Origin of the sequence: Gilliamella sp. B3817, assembly GCF_026536705.1 — a bacterium.
Taxonomy (GTDB): domain Bacteria; phylum Pseudomonadota; class Gammaproteobacteria; order Enterobacterales; family Orbaceae; genus Gilliamella; species Gilliamella apicola_I.
This window is the reverse complement of record NZ_JAFNNV010000004.1, coordinates 1-21,978: the sequence shown is the minus strand read 5'-3', so window position 1 is coordinate 21,978 and position 21,978 is coordinate 1. Positions and strand designations below refer to the sequence as shown.

The following is a 21,978-nucleotide window of genomic DNA, read 5'->3' as shown; positions in this document are numbered from 1 at the left end:
CATTATTTAAATCTAAAAAATTTTTTTTAATTTTTTATTAAGAATATTCATTCCAATATTTACAATTTTTTCTTTTTTTAATTTATTTATCTTATTGATTATAAATGAAATATCTGTAATTTTTGCGTGGTGTTTATATATGATTGTGGTAAAATCGCAATCCCCAAAAAAGATAAAATGAAATAAAAGTAATGACTAAAATTAAATATTTTTTAATTGTTGTTTGCAGTTTGGCTTTAGTCGGCTGTTTTGTGCCAAGTAAAATTCAAACTATGATCGATAATCCAACTTCGAACGAAATAAAAGTAACCATTGATGGAACTGAACACGTTATTCCTCCAGTTTCAAAGATCGATTACTCTTTTGAATTTGGTAAACATACTCTAATTTATAACCAAGAAACTTTAAATATTCTGGTAAAACCCAATCGAAAGAATGAACTTAATATCATTAATCCAACATTAAATAATTACGTAATAATGAACTTCTATTTCATCGTCGAAAAAATGAAACCTGCTGATTATGGCATGCTACTAATGTCTAAAAAATCAAGTATGACCACTGTATCAATAATGTATGATAGAAAGGTAAAGGAAATAGAGTTACCTCTTAGTGTGACAAATGACTTATTTATTGATCAAAGCGAATATTGGTGGAAATATGATCTTGACAAACCTATACCAGAGAAAATCACGATCAGGGACTCTACCAAATTCTCGACGATAAAAAAAATATACCGAGAAGCGGAGTTTTGGAAAATTGCGCCAGAATATGTAGAAGAATTAGATGATTATGATATACCTTTAGATAGAGTACGTTTTGTTGAACGTACACCTGAATTAAACAAATTACCGACGTTTTCTATTCCTGATATTGCTTTAAATTCTATCGCTTGTGAACAAGGACGTAATGATATTCAAGCAAAACTCAATAATTGGCAGCAAATTTTAACCTTAACAGGAAGTGATTTTAGTGAAGGTTATAAAGATTTTAAATCAACAATAATCGATGCCAACACCGAAGCTTTCAAAAATTGTGATGGTTATAGTGAAGCACTAAATGATATTGCTGATGCACTCGAATCAATTAGCGATTTGAATTTTGTTATCTTGCAAGAATAAAAGGAATTGAAGTGTTGATATAAGCATTAAACTTCGTCTTTTTTGTGTTAAGGCATAAAATAATTTTTACTCATTTTATGTCTTAATTTTCAAACAATAATCAATAAAAAATCTATTTTTATAAGGAATACTTCGTTGATTGCTGACTGATTCGTCATAAAAAACACTAACCTAGATAAAAATATATTGATATACATCACAAAAATCAGAAAAAAATATTTTTTTAAACCTCAATCAACCTCATACTAATAACCAATCTTAATTAAAGAAAGGTATATCATTATGATTAAAAGGAAATTAAAATTAGCAGCCATTATCAGTAGTTTTATCCTAAGTACTTCAACTGTATTTGCTTCAATTGACGATGTGAAAGACCTTAAAATCATTAGTTACAATGTCTATAATGGTATGAAATTAGACGAAACAGACGGAAAACAGAAATTTATCGAATGGGCAAAAGCACAAGATGCCGATATTATTGCCTGGCAAGAAATGAATTTTTTTACTCGTGAAAAGCTTGAAAAATTTGCCGCAAGTTATGGACATAAATATGCGGTATTATTGAAAGAAAAACCTGATGATGCCGCTTTTTTCCCTGTCGCCATAACGTCAAAATATCCTATAGTCAATGTTGATAAAGTCGTGGATAATCTATGGCATGGTGCGCTGTATGCTGATATTGGCAATTATCATTTTGTTATTACCCATATGAATCCATTTTGGACAGAAAAAAGAATTGATGAAATGAACTTAATTATCGATTCTATCAAATATAGCCGTGATCCAAATGGTAAATGGATTATTGCTGGTGATTTAAACTCTTTTTCACCTGCGGATAAAGAAACCTACGATAAAAGTAATCTGTTAAACGATATCAAAGAAAAACAGAAACAAAGACCGATATTAGATAATCTTGTTAATGGACAATTAAGTTATACCGTTCAACAAAATTTATTGGATGCAGGGTTTATTGATGCGTTGAAAATTACAAATAAAGAATTTATTGCAACAGCGCCAACCAAAGTATTTTATGATCAAGCTTCAACACCGCTGCGTTATGATTATATTTATGTGTCCCCCCCATTAAAAAACGACGTTATTGAGGTTAAAGTCTTAAAAGACGATTTTACGGATAATTACTCTGATCATTATCCTGTACAAATGATCATTAAAAATAAATCATCACAACCATAATAGTGAAAGCCATGTATCACTGCATGGCTTTTATCAGTCATTTTTATATGACAGTATTTTCCAATGATAATCATCAAGTTGTGATTGTGATCGCAACATGTCCATTTAAATTCAATTAATATCAAAAAGAGCATCGAATAATCTAACTCGAATTGATGAAATCAAAAAAGCTGTAGGATAAAAATATGAAGAAAAATTGTTTAGTACTGATTATAGTGGGTTTGTTTTCGTTATTTTCATATGCATTGGCAACAGAAGATTTAGTGATATCACAATATCAACATTCGCCGAATAAAGTGTATACCGGTAAAGATCAACCAGAAATTACCATTGCAAATTTCAACATTGCAGGCGGGCTTAGAAAGCATAAGGTTAATTTAGATTTAGTTGCTAACGCGATTAAAGCAATGGATGCGGATATCATAACTCTTGAAGAAGTCGATCAAAATACCACACGTAGTGATGGCTTAGATCAAGCAAAAGTAATAGCAGAAAAAACGGGCATGTACTATCTGTTTGGCAAAGCAACGGACATGAAAGGCGGTAATTACGGTAATGCCATATTGTCTAAATATCCAATAGTAAAAAGTAAAACTTTTTTGTTACCCTCTGGGGATTTTGAACAACGATCCCTGATGTTAAGTCAAATTAATGTGCCGGGTTTTGATTCGCCAATTTATGTGTTTAATACTCATTTTGATTGGCATGAAGAAGATGAGGTAAGAATGTCACAAGCACGTTTTATTAATAGTATTGTGTTTGATGATCTGGATTTAGATGATGAATTTCCAAATTTAGTATCTGGAATTATGGTCTTATTAGGCGATTTTAATTCTGTTAAAAATGATAGAGTCATTAAAGAGCTTGAAAAATACTGGACATTGGTAAAACAAGAAAATGTCGATACTCGCACTTGGCCAGCAGGAAATCCTGGATTAGATTTAGATCATATTTTTACAAGTCGAAATCAAATATGGCAAGTTGAGCAATTCATTATTCCCAATGATGGCAATGAGTGGAATGGTATCAAATGGCCACTTGTAAGCGACCATATTCCAGTGATCGCTAAATTAAAATTGATTGAGCAATAAAAAAAGGAAATGGGCATATAGCCCATTGTCTTTTAGCATTCATTTTAGTTTAGCAATAACATAAATATAAACTAGCTCGCTGATTAATTCGATAAGTGTTTGTGTTACGATGATTGCCGGTAAAATAGGTATTGCATTAGGTATGGCTAACGCTAAAGGTAAAATGACTAGCGCATTTCGAGTACCAGCACTAAAAGCTATCGCTCGACTTCCTGCGACGGAAACATGAAAACAACGACCTACAAACCATCCAACTAAAGGGGCGACAATAGCAAAAATTATATAAAATGGAATAACGGATACTACGACTGATAAATTACCTTTCAGCTGAGGTAGAACTGCCAAAATAACGATAAAAAGCGTTAATGCTGTGGCTGGAACGGGTAACATATTTAACCCATGTATCATTTTTTTGCCTGTGTGATTTCGTACAGCCCAGACTTGCATTATAGTTGCTAAACAAAAAGGAATGACCATTAACCAAATAAAAGCATGGATAAAGGGTTGGAGGTGAATGAGCTGGTTGACCTGTTCGCCAATCATAAAAGTTAAGTAAACAGGCAGTAAAAACATTTGTAACAACAATAATAAAGGTGTTGCCATCAATAATAAACGGGCATCTGCGCGTCCAAGATGAGAAAAAGTGACAACATAATCAATACAAGGGGCAAGTAACACAAGTAATACGCCCAGTTTAATGAAAGGTTCGGAAGGTAGAAATAGCGCTAATAATCCAACCCTAACAGGTATAATAACAAAATTTGTTATAAGTAATGCCAATATAAATCGCTTATAAGACCAAAACTGTTTAATCTCAGTCACAGGAACTTGTAAGAAAGTGACAAACAACATGAATGCTAATACTGGATTGATAAACATGTCGAACATTGAGGTGTTGTCTAAACAAAATACCAGACCAATAGCTATCATCACCACAGAAAAATAAATAGCTATCTGATTTTTTTCTAAGTTATCTTTGATTTGTTGCATAGTGTCATTATTCATTAAGCAATAACGAACAGATAGCATATCAGAAATCAACAAATTCAAAGAATGTAATATTCATACCAATAGATACAAACAGTTATCATTGTATTTCGATTCAATTCAAATTATTCGATTAATTATTTAGTTCAAATAGCTAATTTATTGACAGCATCTAAATGGAAGATACCTTGGATTTATCATCCATATCACTATTTTGCTTAAATTTATCACTTAAAATCATTATAGCGTTGACAACAACTGAATTTTTGTTGAACTACGCCTTCAAATTGGCAAGCATTTATCAAAAATGCGATCTTTGTCACATCAGATAATAAAAGCAAATTCGCTGTCTAATTATCAACAATCTTTCATTGTTGAACTCGGTACAAACAATCATATCTCTATTTTAGGAAAAAAATGGCATCGCATTTCAACATGAAGCCAAAATAGCTTTTCATTTTGAGACAAATAAAAGCTTTTTTTAAGAATTTCAATCCACCTGTAATCTGCAACCAAGATCACAATTTATCATCACTCAAATACCTATACTGATATTTATATTTCGGTCAATTCTTTTGTCGAATTTTTATCAATCAGGAGGTCGTAATGAAAACGTATATCAAAAATTGGATCACAATTGGGTTACTCAGCGCATTTGGTTTGTCTGTTGATGCGGTGTGGGCTAAAGAATATCAATTAACAGGGCAGCATACCCAAATCACGCTATCTGATAGTGGTAATCAACAAAACGTCACATCGTTTAATATTACTAATCCCGTAACTAATGATTCAATCACTGTTAATACGCTATTTGAGATCACACTAAATTCGGGGCAAAAATTGACCGATAAAGATTTCCACTTAGATAATTTACAACAAAAAGACAATCAAATTTATTTAAATTTCAGTGGTCATGATATTGAGATTCAAACCCTATTGATTCTCAATGATGATAAACATTTTTCCAGTTATGAACTGCAAATCACCCCTAAAAAACAGGCACTTTCAATGTCAGACGTTTCTATAATGCCGTTTCATTCTCAAGCGCCATTTGTTTACGGCTCCGTTGTCAGTTCGCCGATTATTAGTGATACCTTTTTTATCATTCCCGAAAATCCATTAACCAATACCGTTGCCTATGAAGGTGGTGTGTTGCAAAAAATTCCGCAAGCTATCCCGTTACAAGTCAATCATACCTTGAGTTACAAAACCTATATTGGCACTTATGAAAAAGGGCAATTAAGACGCCATGTAAATGAATTTCTTAATCAAGTTCGCCAGCGACCATATAGTCCGTACTTACATTATAATTCTTGGCTAGATATCGGATTTTTTAATCCCTATACTGAAAAGGAAGCACTGTTACGAATCGAACAATATGGTCAAGAATTAGTTGAAAAACGTCATGTTACCCTAGATGGTTATCTGTTTGATGATGGTTGGGATAATTTAACGGGTAACTGGGGATTTGGTGATAATTTTCCGAGTGAATTTAAAAAATTAAAAACCGCATCAGAAAAATATCACGCCGCGCTGGGTATTTGGTTGTCACCTTGGGGTGGATACAATAAACCACGTGATACTCGTGTTGCCAATGCATTAAAACTGGGTTATGAAACCATGGATGGCAAACTCGCCTTATCAGGCCCTAAATACTATGCTAATTTTCATAAACGAATTTTAGAATTAATCCAAAATCAGAATATTACCATGTTCAAACTCGATGGAACAGGTAATGCAGATAAAGTGATCGCCGGCAGCCAATTTACCAGTGATTTTGATGCTGCGATTCATTTGATCCAAGATATGCATAAAGCTAATGATCATTTATATATTAATCTAACAACTGGTACACTAGCGACGCCGTCTTGGTTATTTTATGCCGACTCTATCTGGCGAGGTGGCGATGATGTCAATTATTATGGACCCGGTAGTAAAGTTCAACAGTGGTTAACTTATCGTGATGCGGAAACCTATCGTTCTATTGTTTTAAAAGGTCCCTTGTTTCCATTAAATTCACTTATGCTGCATGGTATTGTATACGCTAAACAAGCAAAACATTTGCAACAAGAAACCGAAAATGACTTTGCTGATCAAGTTTGGAGTTACTTTGCAACAGGAACGCAATTACAAGAAATGTACATTACGCCTGAACTGATGACAACAAACAATTGGGATACGTTAGCATCGGCTGCTAATTGGGCAAGAGATAACCAAAACGTCTTATTCGACACTCATTGGATTGGTAAAGATCCCACAAAATTAGGGGTATATGGTTGGGCGGGATGGACGCAAGATAAATCCATCATTACTTTACGCAATCCGTCAGATAAACCGCAAATTTATTATCTTGATTTACAAAATGATTTAGAGTTGCCGGCAAAGGCAAGTTCACATTTTAAAATCAACATTGATTATCACAGTGAAGCTTATGCGCAAAAACCAACGAGTGTGGAAAAAACGGCATTAATCACTCTTGAGCCTTTCGAAACAGTTGTCATGTCGCTAATTCCACAATAATTACAATATGCCTTGTCTGCAAATACAAGGCATAAAATTAGGCTCAAAATAGTCGTTTGAAATGTCAAAGTTTAAAACGGGCTTAAAACGAATGGAACAAAAAATAATCTAATGAAACTATTTGCAATAGTAAAAAAGTTCATGTTGAACTGATATAATTTTTTCATTCAGGTTTCCTGCTTATCTGATAGGGAACCTGAAAATTAACATCAAATCGATACGACGTTTTTAACATCACTCTCCATTTCGTTGCTTTATTCTGATAATAAACATGAAAACACTAGGTTGTTTTAACCGTTAAATAAAAATAATTTTGTTAACGTTTTCAACCAAAATTTATACATATTTTTCTGTCTATTTTTTGACAAACCCAATATACTTGCCAAACCTATATTTGATAATGATTATCATTATTATTTGTAAGGTTAAATTTAGAGATGTGTTAAATGATTTAATTGTTTTTTATGAAGGAATGAAACATGAGTTATAAAAAGGTAAGTATCTTATTACTCTTTATGAGTTTTTCTTCACAAGCTGAGTCTGTGCTTGAAGATAAAGATACAAAGCAAAATATTGATAAACCGAATAAACCATTAACGAAGAACAATATGGTTAATCGTGACGATATAGACGATGTGATTACTGTCATTGCCGGCTCATCAACGCAAGATGAATTAAAAAAAATAAATAGTGTTATTGCGGGACGATCAACACTTTCATCAGGGCTAATTGAACAAAAACAATCCGATAATGTTGCCGAATTGCTCAATACTTTACCCGGTGTAAGTGCTGCTGGTTCAGTTAGGCCAGGGGGGCAGACCTTAAATATATGGGGTTTTGGTAAAGTTGAAGATGTCAAAATTATTGTAGATGGTGCACAAAAAGGATTCCAAAAATATCAACAAGGATCGATTTTTGTTGAACCAGAACTTCTTAAACAAGTTGAAGTTAACAAAGGTCCACACGATGTGAAGTTTGGAAATGGCGGCTTTGGTGGCGTGATAAAAATGGAGACTAAAGATGCGATTGATCTGCTTGACCCCAATCAATACCTTGGCGCATTAATCAAATACAGTTTTCATTCAAACAATCATCAGAATATGGTGACAGGTGCAGTTTATGGTAGAACACAAGATGACATGTTTGATGGTCTTATTTATTACACCAACCGAGACAGCGGTAATTTTAAACGCCCCGATGGCTCAAGATTCGAGTTTTCAGAAGATGACATGGATTCCTACATGGCGAAACTCAATTTTAGACCCAATGAAGAACACACTTTCACTCTATCAGGTATACGTTCAAAACGGGATTCATGGCAACCTTGGGCTGCCAAATATGTCGAAAAAATGACACCTCCAACCGCTGCACAAATTAAAAAATATGGATATAAAGCAGCATGGTTAAGAAAATTGGTAAAACGTGATCAACAAGATGAATCCGCCCAATTTAAATGGAATTATCAGCCAACTTATAATCCGTTAATTAATTTGACGTTACACACCACTTATTCCAAAACTAAACAACATGATACTCGTCCTAATAAATACAATCCGGTGGCTTCATTAGGGACAATGGGTAACGAAAGTTGGGTTAGCTATACCGATAAAACTATCGCGCTTGAAAATGTCAGTATTTTTAACACCGGCGCTGTCGATAATGCATTAAAAATTGGATTACAAGCACATCTACATGATCGTGATACGTTAATGTATTACAAAAATTATGCTAAAAAGCCAAATTATCACAATGGTTATTTCCAACCGGCTTACATGCCTTCTGGTAAACAGCAAACTTATAGTTTTTATATTCAAGATGAACTTTCGATTAGTGATTTTGTCTTATCACCCAGTCTTCGATACGATTATGTCCGAAATCACGGTAAAAAGAATTATGCTTCAGCGTATAACGATCCCGATCCTCGTTATGGTCATGACTATTCACCCGTGACCTATTCAGGTTGGACACCACGCTTTGGATCCTATTGGCAAACCACCCAAAATGTCGGATTTTTTGGGGATATCAGTTATGCATGGCAAGCGCCAACTATTGATGAAAGCTATGAAGTCCAGTTTACTCCTAAAAATGGAGGAAGCGGTAAAATTTCGGCAACCAGCCGTCATTTGAAAAAAGAGCGGAATTTATCAATTCGAATTGGGAATATTCTCGATTTTAATAATTTAATACTTGAAAATGATAAGTTACAAGTTCGTAGCACGTTATTTAGACAGCGTGTCACCGATGAGATTTTTGTTACTCGAGGATTCAATGGATCAATATGCGGTCCAGGCAAAGCGTGTCCGCTTGGGCAGGCAAATTATCGTAATATTCCGGGTAAAATGATTGTCAAAGGTTTTGAACTTGAAACGTTTTATGACAGTAAATATTGGTTTGCAAGTGCGACCTACTCAATCCAAAAAGGAGAACGAGATACAGCACCACAAGCACCATGGATGCATCATAAGACCTATGTCGCAACGATTGCACCACGCACCGCAACATTAACAACGGGGTTTAAAATTCCGGACTGGAATGTGAGAGCAGGGTGGAATGCCCAATTTGTACGAAAACAAGATCGCACAGGATTAGAAGATAGAAATCATGACGGATTAAATGATCTGGGCGCTTATGGATTAGGGCGATCGTCGGGGTATTCAATACACAATCTTTTTGCAAGTTGGCAACCGACTTTTCTGCCTAAAGCCGAAATTAAGCTAACCGTTGATAATCTATTTAATAAAGATTATCGACTTTATTTAGGCGAAAACACCTATGGACTCGCCCGAAACTTTAAAGCAAGTGTTTCATACCGATTCTAAACTTCATTTAAATTTGAATACTGCCAGTTTACTGGCAGTTTCAATAAGTCATCAGTGCTGAATCTATCTACCATTTGCCTGCCGTTGAGCCACCGTCAACGACCATAATTGTACCGGTAACAAAATTAGAATCCGTTAAATACATGACGGCATTGATAATATCTTGAACCTGCCCAATCCGATTGACAGGAGCCATAGATTTTAACACTGCTTGAACTTGGGGATCGGTAGGATGCATTGGGGTCTCAATAATGCCAGGTGCAATACCGTTAACCATAACATGGCTTGATGCTAATTCTAATGCTAAACCTTTAATGGCACTATTAATACCGCCTTTGATCATAATCGGTAATAAAGCAGGTACAGTCAAATTAGGTTGCATAGCAATGGCAGCAGTAATATTAATGATATGCCCTGACTGATTGGTTATCATATGTTTAGCCGCTGTCTGAGCAGGGTAGAAAAACCCTTTAAGGTTGGTATCAATTAGGGTGTTTAGATCATCTTGTGTATACTCAACGGCGGGTTTAGATATAAATATGCCTGCATTATTCACTAAAATATCGACTTTACCAAATCTTGCAATAGCGTGTGAAAAAAGCAATTCTGCCGTTTGCGGCTTTGCAATGTCCCCAGCTACAAGTAATAAATTATCAGGTTCGCCTAATTTAATCGCTGCTTGTTCTAAACGAGCTTTATCTCGACCATTGGCAACGACATTGAAACCTCGCTCAAGATAGGCTTTCGCTATCGCAAAACCAATTCCACTTGAAGCACCAGTCACAATAACGGTTTTATTTCCTTTATTCATCGAATTTAATTCCTGTTTTGACTCACATTACAGATGATTATATAAGAGTTGAATTGAAATAGAAATTCGATTGCAAAAAGTAAAATAATTTACAAAATTCTAGAGCGAACAGTAAACAGAATGAAATCTATTTACTGCTGGTTTGGTTAAATCAACGCATAAGATATCGTTTCGAACGATTAATCCAAATCACTAAAAAGAGTGTGCGTCCTAAACTAAATAAAATATAGGAAAACCACAAACCGTTATTGCCCCATATTGGTACAAAAATAGATTGAGCGATTAACCAAAGTAAAAGGGCAAGGATCATGGAATCACGAATAGAAGATGTATAACTGATGCCTGAAAACACCCCGTAATAGATCAATCCACCAGCAACCACAACCGGAAAGATAACTAACCAATAATGGTATTGCAGACAAAGATTAATGATGTCATTTTGATTGGTTAATAATCGGATTATTGCGGTATCAAAGGCAAACCAGATTGCAATTAATATCACCGGACAAATCACACACGCTTGCAGTGACCAACGCAAGGTTTGTTGGTATAACGCCATATTTTGCGTGCCTTTAGCTTTACCACTAAAGACACTTGACGCATTAGCAAAGCCATCAAATAAATACGCCATTAAGTAATGGATTTGAAACAGTACCGCATTGGCCGCCAATACTTCAGTACTAAAACTTGAACCAATCGAAATAAAATGATTCGTTACAACTAGCAGGCAAATAGTTCGAATCATTAAATTAGTATTAACTAAAATTACCCCTTTCAATGACTGCCAAGAAAGGATCGATTTCAAATCCGTTTTTTGTTGTGATTGGGGTAAATAGCGACCAATAAACCCGATCCCTAACAATGTACAAATCACTTGCGCACTAAGTGTTGCAAATGCCACGCCTTGAATATCCCAATGAAAACCCCAAACAAAAATGACCGCCATAATAATATTGAGTAAATTAATCAACACTTGCAAAAACAGCACGGCTTTTATTTTGGACATCCCCATTAACCAACCAACCAGCACATAGTTAATCAGTACAAACGGGGCGCCCCAAATTAATATCGAAAAATAGATATCTGCATAATGCCTAACTTCTTCATTAGGTTTGATGATTTGCATTGAAGCACCAAAAATAAATTGCTGAAAAACAATAAATAAAATGCCTAAAACAATCGCAATAAACAGGGGGCGAATTAACGAAGAACGCAGTAATAGAGGATCATCTAATGCTTGTGCCGCAAATCCGGTGGTACTGACACGTAAAAAACCAAATAACCAATAGATGGTATTAAAGATTACCGCACCAACGGCAATGCCTGCAATAAAAGCAGGATTGGGTAGATGACCGACCAATGCAGTATCAACCACGCCCAATAATGGGGTTGTGATAGTTGAAATAATAAAAGGGATAACCAATGCTAAATAATCGTTAAAACGATAACGTTTATTAACGGTGGATTGTGTTGTCATAGATTAAAAACCTAATATAGAGTCAAGAAGCTGTTTGGAATAATCATGACGGACATTACTCAATTGGGCAATATCGTCAACCTGTTCTACAATTCTTCCTTGATAAAAAAACATCACTCGATTACACAAATACGTAATCGTGGTTAAATCATGAGTAATAAAAATACTGGTTAAATTTAACTGTTTTTGTAAATCAGCCAATAACGATAAAATCTGCGTTTGAACAGAAATATCTAACGAACTGACTGCTTCATCAAACAAAATAAATTGCGGATGACAGGCAATCGCTCTGGCTATGCAAATTCGTTGCAATTGACCGCCACTCATTTCATGAGCAAACCGCTGACAGAATGAATGATCTAATCCAACTTGTTCCAGTAATTGATCTATTCGTTTTTTTCGTGCTGTCGATGATAACTTTTCGTGAATATCAAGGGGTTCAGCAATAATATTAGCAGCCGTAAAATAAGGATTTACCGAAGCATTATAATCTTGAAACACAGCGCTAATATTGCGTCGCTGTGATGAGCATTTCCATGCTCGTTTCGCAATATCTTGCCCGTTAAATATGATCTTACCCGTATCGGGTTTTTCTAAACCTAAAATAAGCTTTCCAAGAGTGCTTTTGCCACTGCCACTTTCACCAATAATACCCAGACATTCGCCCTGTTTTAACGAGAAAGAAACATCATTAATGACCTTGTTCTTCTTGCGACTAAACAGACCTTGATGAGGTTGTAAAAAGGATTTGCTTACCTGTTCAACTTGCAATAATGCAGACATTTAAGCACTCTCCAACGTCGGAATAAACATTTTAGGATAAACCACCGAATCAAATTTAGCTAATAACTGTTTGCGCGCGCTGATTAGATAACGGGTGTAATCATTTTCAGCATGATAAAAGATTTGATCTCGACAGCCTTGTTCAACAATTTTACCTTGTTGCATGACAACAATATGATCGGCAATATGATGTATCACGCCTAAATCATGTGAAATAAAAATCATGGCGGTAGTTGATTGCTGCTTGATTTGTTCGAACATTTTCAAAATATGGAACTGACTAATCGAATCTAAAGCGGTTGTCGGTTCATCAGCAATGATCAATTCGGGTTTTAGCATTAATGCAATACCGATCATGATTCTTTGTAACATTCCACCACTCAATTGATGAGGATACTTATTATAAATCTGTTTGGGATCATTTAAACCGATTTCTCTAATCATGGTTAGTGTTTTGGCAACGGCATCTTTTTTGCTTAAGGGAAGGTGTGCTTGTAATGTTTCGATGACTTGTTTGCCTATACGATAAAGCGGATCGAAAGCACTCATTGGATGCTGTAAAATGATCGCGATAGTGTTACCCCGAATCTGACGCAGTGTGTCAGCAGACTGGGTTAAAAGATCGCCTTTCACTTGTCGATTTAACTGAGGTTGTCTAGGATTAAAAAGGATTTGACCTTCGACTTTAAAATAGGGTTCTAATAACCCCATGATCGCTTTACTGGTTAAACTTTTACCACTACCACTTTCGCCAACAATGCCTACGCATTGGTGATGTTCAACATTAAACGAAATGTTATCCAATAACGTTTGACCATTATCAAGGTTAACCGTGAGATTTTTAACCTCTAACAGGGGGTTACGCATGTGTTTTTTCCTTCGGATCTAAAATATCTCGCAAACAGTCACCTAAAAGGTTAAAAGCCGCCACGACGACTAAAATAGCTATCCCCGGATAGACCATTTGCATTGGATGTTGAATCATTACATTCTTGGCTTCACTAAGCATTAATCCCCATTCGGCAGTCGGTGCTTGCACGCCCAATCCAATAAAAGAGAGCGCCGAAATATTCAAAATGACCCAGCCTGTATCGAGCGTGGCTAACACCACTAATTCCGACATAATATTAGGTAACAAATGACGGCGAATAATAAAGCTGTGTGGTGCACCAATGGCACGTGAAAATAAAATATAATTTTTTCGACTGTATTTAATCACTGAACTGCGGATCATTCGGCTGTACCATGCCCATTTCACCACGATATTAGCAATAATCACGTTTTCAATCCCCACACCCAGCACTCCGACAATCGCTAAAATCATGACTTGACTAGGGAAGGAGAGCATAATATCGCAAAGGCGCATAATAACTTCATCAAGTTTGCCTCGTTGGTAACCTGAAATTAGCCCGATGATTGAACCGACGATAATGGTAATTGTCATGGTTAGTAAGGATAAAAAGAGGGTCGAACGGATTCCATAAAGTAAACGAGAAAAGATATCTCGACCTAAATGATCACAGCCTAGCCAATGTTCAGCTGAGATACTGGCATATTTGCGGACAATACGAACTTTATTTGGATCAAATGGGGCAATATAGGGCGCAAAAATACCCAATAGAATGATGATGGTGATAATCATCAAACAGCATAATGCCATTTTATTTTTCATCAACTGTCTTGCTAAACTCATGCTAAATCCCCACTATTTTGTAATCGAGGATCCAGCCATTGATGCACCACATCAACAATAAAATTACACACGACAAATAAAATCGCCATAACTAAAATATAAGCTTGAATAACAGGATAGTCCCGATTCATGATAGCGGCTATACATAAGCGCCCAAGTCCCGGCCATGAAAAGATATATTCCACAACAAACGAACCGGCAATCAATTGTGGAATTGTCATACCCAGTGCGGTAATGGTGGTATGTAATGAATTAACTAAGACATGTTTTAAAATAATCGCCCGTTCCTTTAATCCTCGACTACGTGCATAAAATACAAAGTAATTCTGCATATTTTCCAGCATATTATTACGAATAAAGCGAATATAAGTAGCAATATAAACAAAAGATAAAGTTATTGTTGGTAGAATAAGATTTTGCCATGTGCCATAACCATTTGTTGGTAACAGATCTAAATAATTAGCAAAAAACCAAATACACAGCAAACCAAGCCAATAACTAGGCATGGCGGTACCAATAAAAATGAGGATTCGAACAACATGATCGAAGACTGAGTTAGCAAAAATAGCACATAACACGCCTAGCACTAAGCTAACGAATAAAGTAAGAACAAATGATGACACAGCCAAAAGTAAAGTTGGGGTTAAACAACGAATCATTTCATCCCAAACTAATCGATCCCGATGAACAAATGAACGTCCAAAATCCAGATGAAAAGCATGATATAACCAACTAAAATATCGAGACCAAAAGGGCTCATTTAATCCCAACTCTTGGCGCATACTTTCGATGGCTACAGGCGTTGGCATAATCTCATTTAAGCGTAAAGCAACTTCAGCAGGATCAGAAGGGGCAAGGTTGATCAGCAAAAAGGCAATGAACGAGATACCGATCAAAATCGGTATCATCATCAATAAACGTTTAAAAATATAATGTAACATTATGACTAACTATAACGCAATTAATAGTGCATTTTCTCAAAAGGAATATCAAATTGTGATGGAGCAAACTCAATGCCTTTAAGAGATTTAATAGCAATAGCTCGATTGCGTTCATAAGTTAAAGGAATATAGACCGCTTGTTTATGCAATGTTTCAAGCACATAACGATATAGGGCTTGGCGTTCTTGCTCGTCTGTTGAAATCAATGCTTTGCTAATGCTGGCATCAATTTGAGGCTTTTCTTTTAAGCCTTGTTGTGCCATATAATCCCCATATACTGGTAATTTCATACCGGATAAAAAGGATTGTGGATCATAAGGCGTACCCCAAGAAATATCGAATACCATATCAAAATCACCCGCTTTTTGGCGGTCACGATAGCCTTGTTCTTCTTCACCATGAATATTCAGTTTTAATCCAACTTGTTCAAATTCGTCTTGCATATATTGGGCGATGGTTTTTTGTGAAGCAGTATTACTATCATAATACAGGGTGATTTCGAACGGTTTGCCGTCTTTTTGGCGGTATTGTTGACCGTTGGCTTTTGTCCAACCTGCTTTATCCAAAAGTTGTTGTGCTAATTTAGTATCGTATTGATAAGGTTTTAATCCAATATTGGCATAAGGGATATTGGTCGCCATTAGGGTATCAGCCGGTGCTTCACTGTGATTAAAAATTCCTTCTGAAATATCATTTTTATTAATAATATGCTCAATTGCCTGACGCACATTAACATCACTCAATGCCGAGCGAGTCGTATTCATCAACACGATACGGCTTGAAACAGGTTTAGACATCAATGTCTGAAACTTATCCATTTTCGAAAAACGCTCGAAAGAATCGGCATCTACCATATTTTTGCCATAAATCAGATCGATTTCACCTTTTTCAAGTGCCATCAAACGGCTTTGATTATCCGCAATCACCTTCATTGTAACGGTTTTGAGTTGTGGTTTATTTCCCCAATAAGTGGGATTGGCTGTAAAAATAGCATACTGATCTTTCTTATGTTCACTTAACACATAAGGCCCCGTACCAATATAAGAATTAACGCCATTTTTGGTTTCACCATTTTTCATGGCATTAGGCGATATAAAACGCATAGGGCGGGTGACGGCAATCTCAATCAAAAATGGATAGTAAGGTTCAGACAGATTGACTTGTAGGGTGTAATCATCAAGCGCTTTAATATCGGTAATTAAACGCACCATTTCAAGCCAAGTATGACGATCTTTATTTGAAAGTACGGCATCCCAATTTAATTTAGCGCTATGCGCATCGAATTTAGTACCGTCGCTAAATGTCACATCTTGTCGAAGTTTGAACGTATAGGTTTTTCCTTCATTACTGATTGTCCAACTTTCCGCAAGCCAAGGTGAAAAAGAGCCATCTTCGTTATAATGGACTAAAGATTCATACAGCATATTTTGAGCCCACATCTCACCAGAATAGAGGTGAGGGTTTAGATCACGAATATCGCGAAAGTTAGCAAAAGTGATATCATCTTTAGCGAAACAATTAAGGCTAGCTGAGGCTAATGCGAAAACCATTAACCATTTTTTGGTGCGGTTGAAATGTACTATCATGGGCAATCCGTTATGCAAAAGTTTTTAAAAAAAATCATTGATGGAAATAGTGTCAAAAATGTCGTAAATACAACGATTTTTAGCGCAAGAATAGTAGCACAAATGCAAATGATAATAAATATCATCTAGTCTATTTTTTAGCAAAAAACTTACGAAATTTTGTTAAAACAAATCTTAACAGAACGATTTCATCGCAATCTGATTAACAGGGATAATAAATAATCAAACAAAAGTAATAGAATTGCTTTATAATAACTAACGAAAATTTAATTTTTGTTTATTTAGGAAACATTTCATGTCATTTGACTCTCTTGGTTTAGATGCCAAGATTTTAAAAGCACTACAAGAACAACACTACACTCAGCCTACCCCCATTCAACAGCAAGCCATTCCGGTAATCTTATCGGGAAAAGACCTTATGGCAAGTGCACAAACGGGCACTGGTAAAACGGCAGGTTTTGGTTTGCCAATTTTGCAAAAGCTGATTGAACAACAAGCCAAAACGGCAAATCGCCCCGAAACAAAAAAGAAGAAACGCCCCCTTTATGCGTTAATTTTAGCGCCAACTCGTGAACTTGCTGCGCAAATTGGTGAAAACATTCGTGATTACAGCCGTCATTTAGCAATTCGTTCATTAGTTGTTTTTGGTGGCGTAAGCATTAATCCCCAAATGATGAAGTTGCGTGGTGGTGTGGATATTCTGATCGCGACACCCGGACGGTTACTCGATTTAGTCCACCAAAATGCAGTTGATCTTGCAACGGTTAAAGTGCTGGTTTTAGACGAAGCCGATCGCATGTTAGATATGGGTTTTATTCATGATATACGGCGAGTGATTGCAAAATTACCTAAAAAACGTCAAAATTTAATGTTTTCAGCAACGTTTTCAGATGAGATAAAAACACTGGCGGAAACGATTTTACATTCCCCTGAAACGGTTGCTGTCGCCAGAACCAACAGTACATCAACACAAATTACCCAATATGTTCATCGAGTAGATAAACGTCGTAAACGGGAATTACTGTCATACTTAATTGGTAAAAACCAATGGCAACAAGTACTAATTTTTACTCGCACTAAATACGGCGCTAACCATTTAGCCGAGCAACTCACTAAAGACGGAATTAAAGCATCAGCTATTCACGGTAACAAAAGCCAAGGCGCCCGCACCAAAGCCTTAGCCGATTTTAAAACCGGACAAATTCGGGCACTAGTCGCCACCGACATTGCAGCCAGAGGATTGGATATTGAACTATTGCCTTATGTGGTTAATTATGAATTACCGCAGGTTGCTGAAGATTACGTGCATCGTATAGGTCGAACAGGGCGAGCGCAAAATCAAGGGCAGGCGATTTCGTTAGTCTGTATTGACGAACTGCCACAATTAAAAGCCATTGAAAAGTTGATCAAAAAACCAATACCCGAAATCCATACCGATGGTTTTGCTGTTGACCCAACCATTAAAGCTGAGCCGAAAACAAAATCTTCACCTAAAAAACGGCTATCGAAAAACGATCACAACACGCAAAATCGATCTAATCAACCCAATAAGCGTGGTGGTGTTAACCGAACAAAAAAATACGCTAACACAAATAATAAACAAAGTCATACTCATTAAAATAGAAGGATATTATCATGGTAAATCGCAGTCGACGTTTACGTAAAAAATTACATATTGAAGAGTTTAAAGAATTAGGTTTTACTGTCAGTTGGTCTTTTGACGAAGGGACAAGTGAAGAAACCTTAGATAACATTGTTGATCAATTCATCCTCGAAGCTATCCAACCAAATGGCCTAGCATATGAAGGAAGTGGCTATCTAAACTGGAAAGGCATTGTCTGTACTCAAAAACTCGGCAATTGTACCGAAGCGCATCGTGACATTGTGACAAAATGGCTTGAAAGTCATGGTTTAAAAAATATCAAAGTCAGCCCGTTAATTGATATTTGGTGGGATGAATTAGATTTCTAATCGATTTTAAACCATATTTGATTAAGTTAGCTTAATTATTCAATAGCCACAATTGTGGCTATTTGTTTGCAATTCATTTAACTAAATTATTCGATTCCTTGACTACGTAAATAATCTTCATAATTACCGGTATAATCAATTACTTTTTCTGGCGTAATTTCAACAATACGAGTCGCTAGTGAACTGACAAACTCACGGTCATGTGAAACAAAGAATAGGGTACCTTGATAAAGTTCTAACGCCATATTGAGCGACTCGATCGATTCCATATCTAAATGGTTTGTCGGTTCGTCCATGACAATGATATTCGGTTTTTGCATCATCAATTTACCAAATAACATCCGTCCTTTTTCACCACCCGACAGCACTTTAACCTTCTTCTTAATATCATCTTGCGAAAATAATAAGCGACCTAAAACACTTCGTACTGCTTGTTCATCATCAGTAGGTTGCTTCCATTGGCTCATCCAGTCGAATACGGTTAATTCTTCATCAAATTCGTATTCATGATCTTGAGCATAATAACCGATATTGGCATTTTCTGACCATTTAATCTCGCCTTGCTCAGGCGTTAGTTCTCCCATTAAGGTTTTAATCAAGGTTGTTTTACCAATCCCATTGGTACCTAAAATGGCGACCTTCTCGCCGACTTCAACCATTAAATTAAGATTATTAAACAAAGGACCATTATCAAAGCCTTTGGTCAAATTCTCAACGACTAAGGCATTACGGAACAATTTTTTATCTTGCTCAAAGCGTATAAATGGATTTTGACGGCTAGATGCTTTCACTTCCTCCAGTTTAATTTTCTCAATTTGTCTGGCTCGAGATGTCGCTTGTTTAGATTTCGATGCATTGGCACTAAAACGACTAACAAAAGATTGCAGTTCACTGATTTGCGCTTTCTTCTTAGCGTTATCTGCTAATAAACGCTCTCGGGCTTGTGTTGATGCCGTCATATAATCATCGTAATTACCCGGATAAATACGCAATTCACCATAATCAAGATCTGCCATATGGGTACAAACCATATTTAAAAAATGGCGATCATGCGAAATAATAATCATGGTACTTTCACGCTCATTAAGCGTATCTTCTAACCAACGGATGGTATCAATATCTAAGTTATTGGTTGGCTCGTCCAGTAATAAAATATCGGGATTCGAAAAGAGCGCTTGGGCTAATAACACACGTAGCTTCCAACCAGGGGCAATTTCACTCATTAGACCATAATGCTGTTCAATGGGAATGCCGACCCCTAGCAATAGTTCGCCAGCACGAGACTCGGCACTATAACCATCCATTTCGGCGTATTGGGTTTCTAAATCAGCCACTTTAAAACCATCTTCTTCACTCATTTCCGGTAAAGAATAGATGCGATCACGTTCTTGCTTGATTTCCCACAACTCCGTATGCCCCATAATCACCGTATCTAACACGGTAAAGGATTCAAAAGCGAACTGATCTTGACGTAATTTACCTAATCTTTCATGAGGATCTAACGCCACATTACCCGAAGTTGGCACCAAATCGCCACCAATGATCTTCATAAATGTTGACTTACCGCTACCATTGGCGCCAATAAGCCCATAACGATTGCCGTTCCCAAATTTAACCGAAATATTTTCAAATAGCGGTTTACTACCAAATTGCATGGTGATGTTATTTGTACTTAACACTGATCTCTACTCTCTAAATGATTAACGCTTTAACTTGATGCTTTTAATACCTTATAAGTTAAAGTTAAAAAATGTGATTTAACGCACATTATGCCATAGTTTAAACCTTTTGAGGATCTTTGATATTGATGCTAATTTAGAAACAAAATGAAAACATTTATGAAAGATTATTAAAGATATTAAGCTGATTTTATGTGACTTTTTTCCTCTAAAATTACAAGAATCATTCATTTCAAAATCGACTTATCCATATAATTTAATTTGTTATTTTTATAAAAATAACTTGCAGATCTTGCAAAAAACTGTCATTTTAATTATTAAACTGATTATCAATCTAAGTTATTTAAAAAATATAGTTAAATAAATGTTAATTTTATTTTAAAATAATAAGAAAGTTTTTGTACCGATAACAAAAGTTTAGATAGTACAATTTGCATAATAAAAAGTATGAATGGAAATAGTCATGAAAGCTCATTTAGACAAATTTATCAACTTGATGAATGAAAACAATAAAAATCGTTATTTACTGGTTGATAAATTACGCCCTCTACCCGATTACAATTTAATCTCGGTTGACAATATTCAAAATTATTATTTTGATCCCCTCGCCGATAAAGCAGCCAAAAAAGAACGTATTGTTCCGGTTTTGCGGACAGATTTTAAACATAACTTACAATACTGTCCCCATTTAATTCTAATGGCTGATAAAAATGAAGCGCTTAATCCCAAATTATTGTCGCTTTCTTTACAAGAAGCGAATACCGAACGCTATCTTGACAAACGCTATATTTGCGCGTGGTTAACAAGTGACTTGTCCCCGACAGAATTGGCCGAAGAATTAGTGGCAACAGGTGAAAGACTGGCACAGGAAATACCAACCATTAATCCTCGTTTTTTAACGTATTATGAACCGTTTCGTATGCAGTTATTACACGAAGCTAATCAGATTTACCCGCAATGGCTACCCCGACAGCTTAAAGGGATAGCACAATACTGTTATTTCAATCTTAGCGGTAAACTAAAAATCATCCAAAAATCTGAACAAGATGAGTTGCTCGGGTTTTCGCAATTAAGTGAAAGGGCGCATTCGTTTCAACAATATTCCAAGCCCATTTATCTCTGCTTCAAAACATTGAAAGAAAAACAACGCATTACAACACCGGATGATACGCTACTTATGGTAGTGGCCGATAAATGGGTGGAAGGGATAAATATTGGGCTGTCTGATTTGGAAGATCAGTTTGCCTTTGCCATGACCAGTTTATTTTATCACATTGATTTAATGGCGAATAAAGCCACGGAAAA

General features: G+C 35.9%; 17 protein-coding genes. 8 read left to right on the top strand and 9 right to left on the bottom strand.

What is annotated here, in order from left to right:
- Nucleotides 1-191 precede the first annotated feature (191 nt).
- From J3U36_RS06375 to J3U36_RS06365, 3 genes are all read left to right on the top strand, one after another.
- Complete coding sequence (locus J3U36_RS06375; RefSeq protein ID WP_267380305.1) at nt 192-1,121, top strand: hypothetical protein; 930 nt, start codon at nt 192-194, stop codon at nt 1,119-1,121.
- A gap of 282 nt (nt 1,122-1,403) precedes the next feature.
- The gene (locus J3U36_RS06370; protein ID WP_267380303.1) at nt 1,404-2,315 is read left to right on the top strand and encodes an endonuclease/exonuclease/phosphatase family protein; all 912 of its coding nucleotides are present in this window, start codon (nt 1,404-1,406) and stop codon (nt 2,313-2,315) included.
- Between the two features lie 185 nt (nt 2,316-2,500).
- Entirely contained in the window at nt 2,501-3,406 is a 906-nt protein-coding gene (locus J3U36_RS06365) for an endonuclease/exonuclease/phosphatase family protein (RefSeq protein ID WP_267380301.1), read from the top strand.
- Nucleotides 3,407-3,445: 39 nt separating this feature from the next.
- On the opposite strand, the gene J3U36_RS06360 is transcribed toward J3U36_RS06365, so the two are convergent.
- Nucleotides 3,446-4,396, bottom strand: a complete 951-nt coding sequence (locus J3U36_RS06360) for a hypothetical protein (protein WP_267380299.1) — start codon at nt 4,394-4,396, stop codon at nt 3,446-3,448.
- 603 nt (nt 4,397-4,999) lie between these two features.
- Here J3U36_RS06360 and J3U36_RS06355 point away from each other — a divergent pair.
- Nucleotides 5,000-6,913 carry an enterotoxin gene (locus J3U36_RS06355; protein WP_324101041.1) on the top strand — a complete coding sequence of 638 codons (1,914 nt, stop codon included), beginning with the start codon at nt 5,000-5,002 and terminating at the stop codon, nt 6,911-6,913.
- Between the two features lie 479 nt (nt 6,914-7,392).
- Nucleotides 7,393-9,732 (top strand): TonB-dependent hemoglobin/transferrin/lactoferrin family receptor, encoded by a 2,340-nt coding sequence (locus tag J3U36_RS06350; RefSeq protein WP_267380297.1) that lies wholly within the window; start codon nt 7,393-7,395, stop codon nt 9,730-9,732.
- Nucleotides 9,733-9,799: 67 nt separating this feature from the next.
- On the opposite strand, the gene J3U36_RS06345 is transcribed toward J3U36_RS06350, so the two are convergent.
- From J3U36_RS06345 to nikA, 7 genes are all read right to left on the bottom strand, one after another.
- Nucleotides 9,800-10,543 carry an SDR family NAD(P)-dependent oxidoreductase gene (locus J3U36_RS06345; RefSeq protein WP_267380295.1) on the bottom strand — a complete coding sequence of 248 codons (744 nt, stop codon included), beginning with the start codon at nt 10,541-10,543 and terminating at the stop codon, nt 9,800-9,802.
- A gap of 151 nt (nt 10,544-10,694) precedes the next feature.
- Nucleotides 10,695-12,020 (bottom strand): MATE family efflux transporter, encoded by a 1,326-nt coding sequence (locus J3U36_RS06340; protein WP_267380293.1) that lies wholly within the window; start codon nt 12,018-12,020, stop codon nt 10,695-10,697.
- Between the two features lie 3 nt (nt 12,021-12,023).
- Nucleotides 12,024-12,803, bottom strand: coding sequence for an ABC transporter ATP-binding protein (locus tag J3U36_RS06335; protein ID WP_267380292.1), 780 nt, complete (start codon nt 12,801-12,803; stop codon nt 12,024-12,026).
- Entirely contained in the window at nt 12,804-13,670 is an 867-nt protein-coding gene (locus J3U36_RS06330; protein WP_267380290.1) for an ABC transporter ATP-binding protein, read from the bottom strand.
- Nucleotides 13,663-14,496 carry a nickel/cobalt ABC transporter permease gene (gene opp1C, locus J3U36_RS06325; RefSeq protein ID WP_267380288.1) on the bottom strand — a complete coding sequence of 278 codons (834 nt, stop codon included), beginning with the start codon at nt 14,494-14,496 and terminating at the stop codon, nt 13,663-13,665. Before opp1C ends, J3U36_RS06330 begins: the two co-directional genes overlap by 8 nt.
- The gene (gene opp1B, locus J3U36_RS06320; RefSeq protein WP_220217247.1) at nt 14,493-15,437 is read right to left on the bottom strand and encodes a nickel/cobalt ABC transporter permease; all 945 of its coding nucleotides are present in this window, start codon (nt 15,435-15,437) and stop codon (nt 14,493-14,495) included. The genes opp1C and opp1B overlap by 4 nt, the downstream gene beginning before the upstream one ends.
- Nucleotides 15,438-15,457: 20 nt before the next feature.
- Nucleotides 15,458-17,023 carry a nickel ABC transporter substrate-binding protein gene (gene nikA, locus J3U36_RS06315; RefSeq protein ID WP_267380287.1) on the bottom strand — a complete coding sequence of 522 codons (1,566 nt, stop codon included), beginning with the start codon at nt 17,021-17,023 and terminating at the stop codon, nt 15,458-15,460.
- Nucleotides 17,024-17,318: 295 nt separating this feature from the next.
- Here nikA and J3U36_RS06310 point away from each other — a divergent pair, with 295 nt between their 5' ends.
- Both J3U36_RS06310 and J3U36_RS06305 read left to right on the top strand, forming a co-directional pair.
- Nucleotides 17,319-18,641: a DEAD/DEAH box helicase gene (locus J3U36_RS06310; RefSeq protein ID WP_267380285.1), complete on the top strand. Its 1,323-nt coding sequence runs from the start codon at nt 17,319-17,321 to the stop codon at nt 18,639-18,641.
- Between the two features lie 17 nt (nt 18,642-18,658).
- Nucleotides 18,659-18,994 (top strand): YggL family protein, encoded by a 336-nt coding sequence (locus tag J3U36_RS06305; protein ID WP_220217244.1) that lies wholly within the window; start codon nt 18,659-18,661, stop codon nt 18,992-18,994.
- Nucleotides 18,995-19,080: 86 nt separating this feature from the next.
- Here the strand turns inward: J3U36_RS06305 and J3U36_RS06300 are convergent, their stop codons facing one another.
- A complete protein-coding gene (locus tag J3U36_RS06300) occupies nt 19,081-20,673 on the bottom strand; it encodes an ABC-F family ATPase (protein ID WP_267359707.1) in 1,593 nt (530 codons plus the stop codon).
- A gap of 463 nt (nt 20,674-21,136) precedes the next feature.
- Here J3U36_RS06300 and J3U36_RS06295 point away from each other — a divergent pair.
- On the top strand, nt 21,137-21,978 hold an 842-nt coding region (locus J3U36_RS06295; protein WP_267385849.1), incomplete at its 3' end, for a hypothetical protein.